General features: G+C 43.7%; 5 protein-coding genes and 1 pseudogene. 4 read left to right on the forward strand and 2 right to left on the reverse strand.

What is annotated here, in order from left to right; all coding sequences use genetic code 11:
* From X474_RS26600 to X474_RS20705, 4 genes are all read left to right on the forward strand, one after another.
* The coding region (locus tag X474_RS26600) for a hypothetical protein (RefSeq protein ID WP_044351730.1) at positions 1-469 on the forward strand (469 nt) is incomplete at its 5' end.
* The gene (locus X474_RS20695) at positions 447-995 is read left to right on the forward strand and encodes a hypothetical protein (protein WP_044351732.1); all 549 of its coding nucleotides are present in this window, start codon (positions 447-449) and stop codon (positions 993-995) included. The genes X474_RS26600 and X474_RS20695, both read left to right, overlap by 23 nt.
* 1,145 nt (positions 996-2,140) lie before the next feature.
* Positions 2,141-2,716 carry a tyrosine-type recombinase/integrase gene (locus tag X474_RS20700; protein WP_044351733.1) on the forward strand — a complete coding sequence of 192 codons (576 nt, stop codon included), beginning with the start codon at positions 2,141-2,143 and terminating at the stop codon, positions 2,714-2,716.
* A 154-nt stretch (positions 2,717-2,870) separates the two neighbouring features.
* Positions 2,871-3,401 carry a hypothetical protein gene (locus tag X474_RS20705; protein ID WP_044351735.1) on the forward strand — a complete coding sequence of 177 codons (531 nt, stop codon included), beginning with the start codon at positions 2,871-2,873 and terminating at the stop codon, positions 3,399-3,401.
* Between the two features lie 1,288 nt (positions 3,402-4,689).
* On the opposite strand, the gene X474_RS20710 is transcribed toward X474_RS20705, so the two are convergent.
* Both X474_RS20710 and X474_RS26605 read right to left on the reverse strand, forming a co-directional pair.
* Positions 4,690-6,156, reverse strand: coding sequence for a site-specific integrase (locus X474_RS20710; RefSeq protein ID WP_052515468.1), 1,467 nt, complete (start codon positions 6,154-6,156; stop codon positions 4,690-4,692).
* 175 nt (positions 6,157-6,331) lie between these two features.
* Positions 6,332-6,495 (reverse strand): annotated as a pseudogene (locus X474_RS26605) (IS256 family transposase); the annotation flags it as partial.

The following is a 6,495-nucleotide window of genomic DNA, read 5'->3' on the forward strand; positions in this document are numbered from 1 at the left end:
CGATGAAAAATTATTGATCCTGGATAACGGAGCCAGGGTTTACCCTAGACGCTTTCACCTAAAAAAGCCATCGTTGGAGATTTTTCCCGAACTGCGCTCCCTATACAATGACCGCCCTGGTTTTCTGCACTTTTCCACTATGCCCTTTGTATTCATGGACCCCACCGATATGGGGCAAAAATGGTGCGCACCGCATATAAAACCCACTGCGGTTTATTATATCCGCCCCAATTTTGGCCAAAGCTCACGCATGGATGAGGCGCCTGCCCATGAACTTTTACCTTTGCTCTTGGAACAATGCGCACCTGGCAGACTGGAGTTCGGCGCACACCTGCAAAGATTGAACGCTTTTTTAAAAAGCTGCCACACCTACTACCTCTTTAACGGCACCCCTGAAACTACAGTTCAGATATTAATGTCCACAAATGACCTCAAAGGAGATCTCAATGGAAGACACAACAAATTGTGAAAAAACAACTCAGACCCAGAACACTACACCTTCCCGTAGGAATTTCATAAGAAAGGCTGGAGCGGCCGCTTTTGTGGCCCCAGTGGTGGCAAGTTATCTGGTCTCGGACTTGGTGAAAAGCGCAAAGGCCCAGGAGGAGTATGGGACTAAGGATGAGGAACCTGAGGAACCTGAGGATAACGAGATTTCGATGCTGAATAACACTTTTGCTACGCCTACCTATCGCCAGTTTCCTGGGCATGAAGAATTCTCCTTCAAGGTGAAGGGCAAGACCAAATTAACAATAAATGTTTGGGGTTTTCAGAGCGAGGGTATTGAACGGATTGGCTTGAAAGCTCCCTCAAGTGCATGGTTTTACCGAAGTGGGTCTGGCTTTAGGGCCACGATAGAGAAGAGTGTAAGCGAAAAAGGCACCTATTATATCGATGTGGAATACATGGGCGAGGGGGAGCTATATGTGAGAGTAGTTGCGGAGGGGGCTGACATGATTGAAGACTTAAGAAGTCTCGGCGGCGGTTATGTATAGATTGAGTCCTTATACTTTGGTAGCCGGCTATCTGGTTTCGTATTTGGTGAAAAGCGCCAGGGCGCGGGAAAAGTTTTGCGGGCAAAACAATTATGGAAACAACAGGCTCGGATTGTAGCGCCCCTATTATATGATTAATTTAACACCCCCACTCTGCCCTAAGAGTGGGGGTGTTTTCACTTGCAGCTTACGTCCTCCACCCGAGCCAAGAGCGCACCATGGCAATCGGCATGGCCTTTCCTGTCCGCACTTTCCTGGCAAATATGATCATACTTAATTTTTTCTGTTTCCATTCTGCGGCCAGGCGCCTCACCCCTATACGGTACCGGGCAACTGTAGAAAAATTCGGCTTTCTGAGGCCTCCTCCATAAACTGATCCAGGAGCCTATTATCCAGGGAGGAATGAGGCCTGAAACTGTTATAATCCAAGTACTTTTGTTCGATCTTTTTTATGGGTATCGGCAAGCGATAAAAACCAATCCATATTCAGACATTCTTCCCGGAAGTTTCCACGACGAACCAGGCGGCCCATTTTGGACATGATTTTTCACTCCGCTGTAACAGGGAACTGTAACAGTTGAGCAAATTTGCGGTGTTTTTTACTGATTTATTAAGAAACGCAGTAAGATAAGGTATGTTGGCGGAGGGAGTAGGATTCACTGGAGTGAACAACTCCGCCACCTTTTCCGCAAATTTAGCTCTTTTCCACTTAAAATTCCAGGTAGCACAAAACCGATATAGCAGCAGAACCCCATCCCAGGCAAATTTTATTTCACAAATTTTCGTGAGCTCATATATATGGCGCTTTGTGCATTTTCCTCCCCCGGTACCGGTTTTTTTCTCAGAGCATCAGACAAAATCATTAGTCTTCCCCTACTGCCTATTCATGAAAACCTCTTGCCTTGTTGGTTGGGTTGACCTGGTAGGGATTGCCAAGGGCCAAAGGGGTAAGCCTTTGGGGAAGGAGCTAAGTCTTACTTGAATTAACACAATAAAATGTATGTTCTCTTGTGTTGGTGCTAAAATATCAACGTGCTGAAATTAAGCAGGTAATACATTTTGGCCTTTGGCCAATTCACCTTAACCTTGAATCCGCACAACAAAACTGCTATATAAAGCTTAAACATTGTGTGGAGGCAAGCTAAATGTCCAGAGCAGTTGAGCCTATCCGAGACCCTAAAAAGATCGCTGTGATCAGATCCATGCTCAAGACCGAAGGTCACCCCAGGGATTACCTGCTCTTTGTGCTGGGTATTAACTTTGCCCTGAGGATCTCTGACCTACTGGCCTTAAAGCTGGGTGATGTGATAGACGAGCAGTACCTGGTTAAACCTTCCTTCACCATCAGGGAGAAGAAAACCAGGAAGCAAAGGAAGACCGTTATCAACAAGCCTGCCAGGGAAGCCTTAGAGTGGTTCCTCAAGCAGGCGGACTACCCAGAGAGAGATACCTACCTGTTTAAATCCCTGAGATCCTCCAAGCCGGTTGATAGCGTCCAGGTCTGGCGCTTGCTTAAAGCCTGGTGCAAAAAGGCAGGTGTCAATGAGGACTGTGGAACTCACACCCTTAGGAAGACCTGGGGTTATCATGCCAGGAAAAAGGGTGTGCCCTTAGAGCTGATCCAAGCCAAGTTCGGTCACAGTAGCCCGGCTATCACCAGGCGCTACATTGGCATAACTGCTGATGAAATAGCCGCTGTTGAGGATGAGGTTTGCTTGTAGAAGATCGATCTAAGAACTTATTATTCATGAATCATTAAAATATCCATAGCTAAATGTTATGAGAACAATTTAAAATATACACTGCTTATAGTAATCAAGACTATTAGGTTGTTTGACTCTTGGAATAAAGTTTTCACGAGGGAGCTTATTTAAAATGGACACCGTAACTATTCAATTATGGGGTGTTCTCGGCACTTGGTTTAGCGGGTTTTTCACTTGTGCTGCGGTCCTACTTTCCTTGTGGTTTGGTATTTACAAAAACAAAGCCAAACTAGGCGTCCATGCTGGTTTAAGGAAAATTTATCTTAATGGTACTCCAGAATTGGATTATTGTGTAATTTCTATAACAAATAAGTCTCAAATACCGGTTAATATAACACTAATTGGTTGGAAAATAGGGAAAAATTACTACCAACAACTTTTTCCTTCAACATTTCCTATACTTTTAAATCCAGGTGATTTTAAAGACTTGCAATTACCGCTATATCCAACCAATAATTTTTCTGGATTCCTCGATGAGACTTTCAAATCGATACAAAAATCAGAAATAAAAACTAAAACTGTAAAAAATATTAAAGTAATCGTCGGTACGTCAATAGGTCAATCTTTTAAGAAAAAAATTGAGCCTATATTAGCTGAGAAAATAATTGAGTATATGTCTGATTCCGGCAAGGATCATCGGTAAGTTTTAATTTCGTATTTCACTGAATGTGTGATCATATCTGTCTATAGGTAAATAACATGTGTATATTGTTTGTAAAATGAGACCTTTCATATCTAAGTTCCAGAACTACATCCCTCTCTTGATATAGCAAATAGTATCAATTCGTTACCTAGCAAAAAGAATGGTTTGTTTCTCCGTCATAACTACCTGATATATCGGCTAAATCAATTAAGTTGCATTCTTAGTAGAAGGGGAAAGGGGGATGGATATAATTCAAATATATTTAAAACTAGTTTAGAACTAAAAGAGGGGGAACTACCCAGAGGAATATCTTTAATAATAACTTGAATTAAAACTAGATTTAAAACTTCATTTAAAACACCTGTGTTAAAGATAAGATCTAAGGGGGGAAGGGGGGGATTGATATAACTAAAACATATTTAAAACTAGATTTAAAGCACCTGTATTAAAGGGGGAACCATGTTAACTCCCCTCCTCCTGGTTATTCCCAGTTAAACCTATTAAAGCTTTCCTTGGTGAAGAGTGGATCTCAAAGGGTAGTCATAAAAGGGGAGTGTTGATAACGGTTTAAAATAGTGAGTTGTTTTAAGAGTGGGAACCTGGGAATATGGGAACCATGGCACCCTTAAACGGCTTTAACCATATATAATCATTGAGTGTGTTAAACCACACAGCTCTGTGTGCCCTTGGCAATGCCTGCCCCTGGATGCATGGGGCTTTTTTGTTTACAACCCTACAGCCTAAAACTTGTTTAAAGCGCCGTATAGGCTCACCACGCAAAGATTCTCAAAAACTAATGGCGTAGCTAGGGGTAGCCCAATAAGTCTTTTCAGAAAGTAAATCTGGAAGTTTAGAGCTAAAAAGGATCACGTTATGTCTGTGTTTGCATTGCTGGTTAACAGCATGTTTGTTGTCCCTGTGCCCTGGGCAACCTGCCTCTTTGGTTTAAACCCTTGCCTGCTGGCCATGAAAGACCTTATCTGTAAGCGGCACAGATAAACCTCACAAATTTAAATGGTTCACCTGAACTAGAAACCTTCCATTAAACCGTAAATCCCGTTAGGCTTACGTATGACCCCGCTGTGAGGTTTTCTGTTTTTACCTATAGCTCATCATAGGGTTTATTAAGTTATGGCCTTGCCAAGGCTATTTGAAGGCCAATTGGCAATATTTATTTTTTCGTCTTACGTATTAACGCTAAAACACCAAAGATAAACTTCACCAGCTCTGTTGTTTTACTCGGGGAATCCTTCCTTTGCCTCTGAATTAATCCTGTTATTGCAATAAGTTATTTCTTAACGAACTTGGAATTCTTCAGGCTGGTTAAGTCCACCCCAAAGTCAATGCGGCTGATCACATCTGCATAAAGAATCTTGACCGAATACTTTTCTGCATAAGTTCCCCAGGTTATATCCTGCTGCTCATGACCTAAAACCTCCTTGGTTTTGCTCCGGTCAATATCGCTTTGTTTACAGCAGTTTGTAAAGGTGTGGCGCAGGGAATGGAAGTTCTTATCATTGCCAAACCCTGCCTCTTTTTTCAATCTGCTCCACCATTGGCCTATGGCATAGCTGTACTTCTGCTTGGCCGTGCTGAGCTTTAACTCAGGCCACAGCCTGCCGTTGGGGTCAACACCCTGCACATAGTCCAGGAAGTGAAGATCATCGAGCAAAAAGGGGTGTAGAGGGATCTTGCGTTCACCTGCTTCTGTTTTTACGGACTTCTTTAAACCCTTGGATTTACCTGCTTGTGGAGGAAGGTTGTTATTGATATCCATGCACCATATGCCTTCAACCTGCCTGATGTCTGCGGTCAATAGCTGTGCTATTTCTTCCAACCTGGCTCCTGTGAACAGAGCCAAAAGCGGCACCCAGAACTTGGAAGGGTGTCTTTTGTTAATTAAATCCTCTGCATACCAACGGCTTTCCACAAACAGCTTGTATAGATCTTGAGATGTGTAGGCCTTGATGGGTGAAGAGTGCTTGCGCTTCTTGCCCTCAACCACCAGTACTCCCTTAAGCCCATCCCTAAGGCCGTATCCCTGACCTTTCAGCCAAGTTAACAAGGCCTTGATAATGGAAAAGTGGTTGATAATGGCCTTGGGTGTGATTTTACTGCCTGTGGTTTTGCCGGAGAGGCTATAAACCTTGTTGGCATACCTGCGGACCTGGGGCAGGGTAAGTTCACTGACCAAGGTCTTCTCACCAACAACTTGCAGGAAAAGCTCTATTTTTGGGTTGAGGTCCATTATGGTGCCCTTGTTCCAGGCTCCAGTTCGCACCTTGTGCTTGGTGAACTTATCCACAGCCTTGCGCATGGTGATGGTTGTCTCAACCTCAGGCTTTTTGGACTTTGGCTTTTTTTCACCCATGGGCAGGTATGACCCATATTGGGGGTCTGCGTATTGATCACCATAGCGGCCATGAAGCCTATCCATCTTGATTCTATTGACTTTTTGAATTGCCTTGGTGAGTTCCCAGGCAAGCCGCTTGAAGCTGAGGGAAGAGGTGGGCAGGCTTAATCCAATTCGCTTTAGCTCATCTTTGGCCACATGCTGAAACTGGGTGTAGTCGGAGGAGTTGACAGGCTCCATGATGACAAAGTCGCAAACATCCAGGTTATCAAAATAACGGTCAATTTCTTGTTCAGTGAGCGGCCTTTCCCTGTCTATCTTCCAGTTTTCAAACTCGTTAAGGTCACGAACTATGAAGTTGTGAACAATCTGGTTGATCTGATCCATGGTGAGTTCAGGCATTCTAAGTGCATCCCCCAATAGCATCCTGATGGACGGTAAATCATTAAACCTGTGAGATGAGGTGATATTCCCATTTCCCAGGCTTTTCAAGCTGAATTCACCTTCTGTTTTTTTGTCGCCGTCGAGACTGTCTTGTTTTCTGTGTATGAGCCAATTACGGATTTGATTTACGAATTCAATTTTGCACCGCGCGAATTCTTTCGTCAAATAAGATAGCGAATTGATTCATGGCTGCGGTCCAATCCTTTGGCGGCCTCTTCCACTTTTCCGCCAGGTTTTTAATGGCAAGGTAAAGCAGCTTGGTGGCGGCCTGATCATTGGGGAAATGCCCCCTGGTTT

Origin of the sequence: Dethiosulfatarculus sandiegensis, assembly GCF_000931935.2 — a bacterium.
Taxonomy (GTDB): Bacteria; Desulfobacterota; Desulfarculia; order Desulfarculales; family Desulfarculaceae; genus Dethiosulfatarculus; species Dethiosulfatarculus sandiegensis.

What these genes read in the sequence shown, in the direction of transcription:
- X474_RS20705 (WP_044351735.1), top strand. Translation starts at nt 2,871, where the DNA reads ATGGACACCGTAACTATTCAATTATGGGGTGTTCTCGGCACTTGGTTT.
- X474_RS20710 (WP_052515468.1), bottom strand. Translation starts at nt 6,156, where the DNA reads ATGCCTGAACTCACCATGGATCAGATCAACCAGATTGTTCACAACTTC.
- X474_RS20695 (WP_044351732.1), top strand. Translation starts at nt 447, where the DNA reads ATGGAAGACACAACAAATTGTGAAAAAACAACTCAGACCCAGAACACT.
- X474_RS20700 (WP_044351733.1), top strand. Translation starts at nt 2,141, where the DNA reads ATGTCCAGAGCAGTTGAGCCTATCCGAGACCCTAAAAAGATCGCTGTG.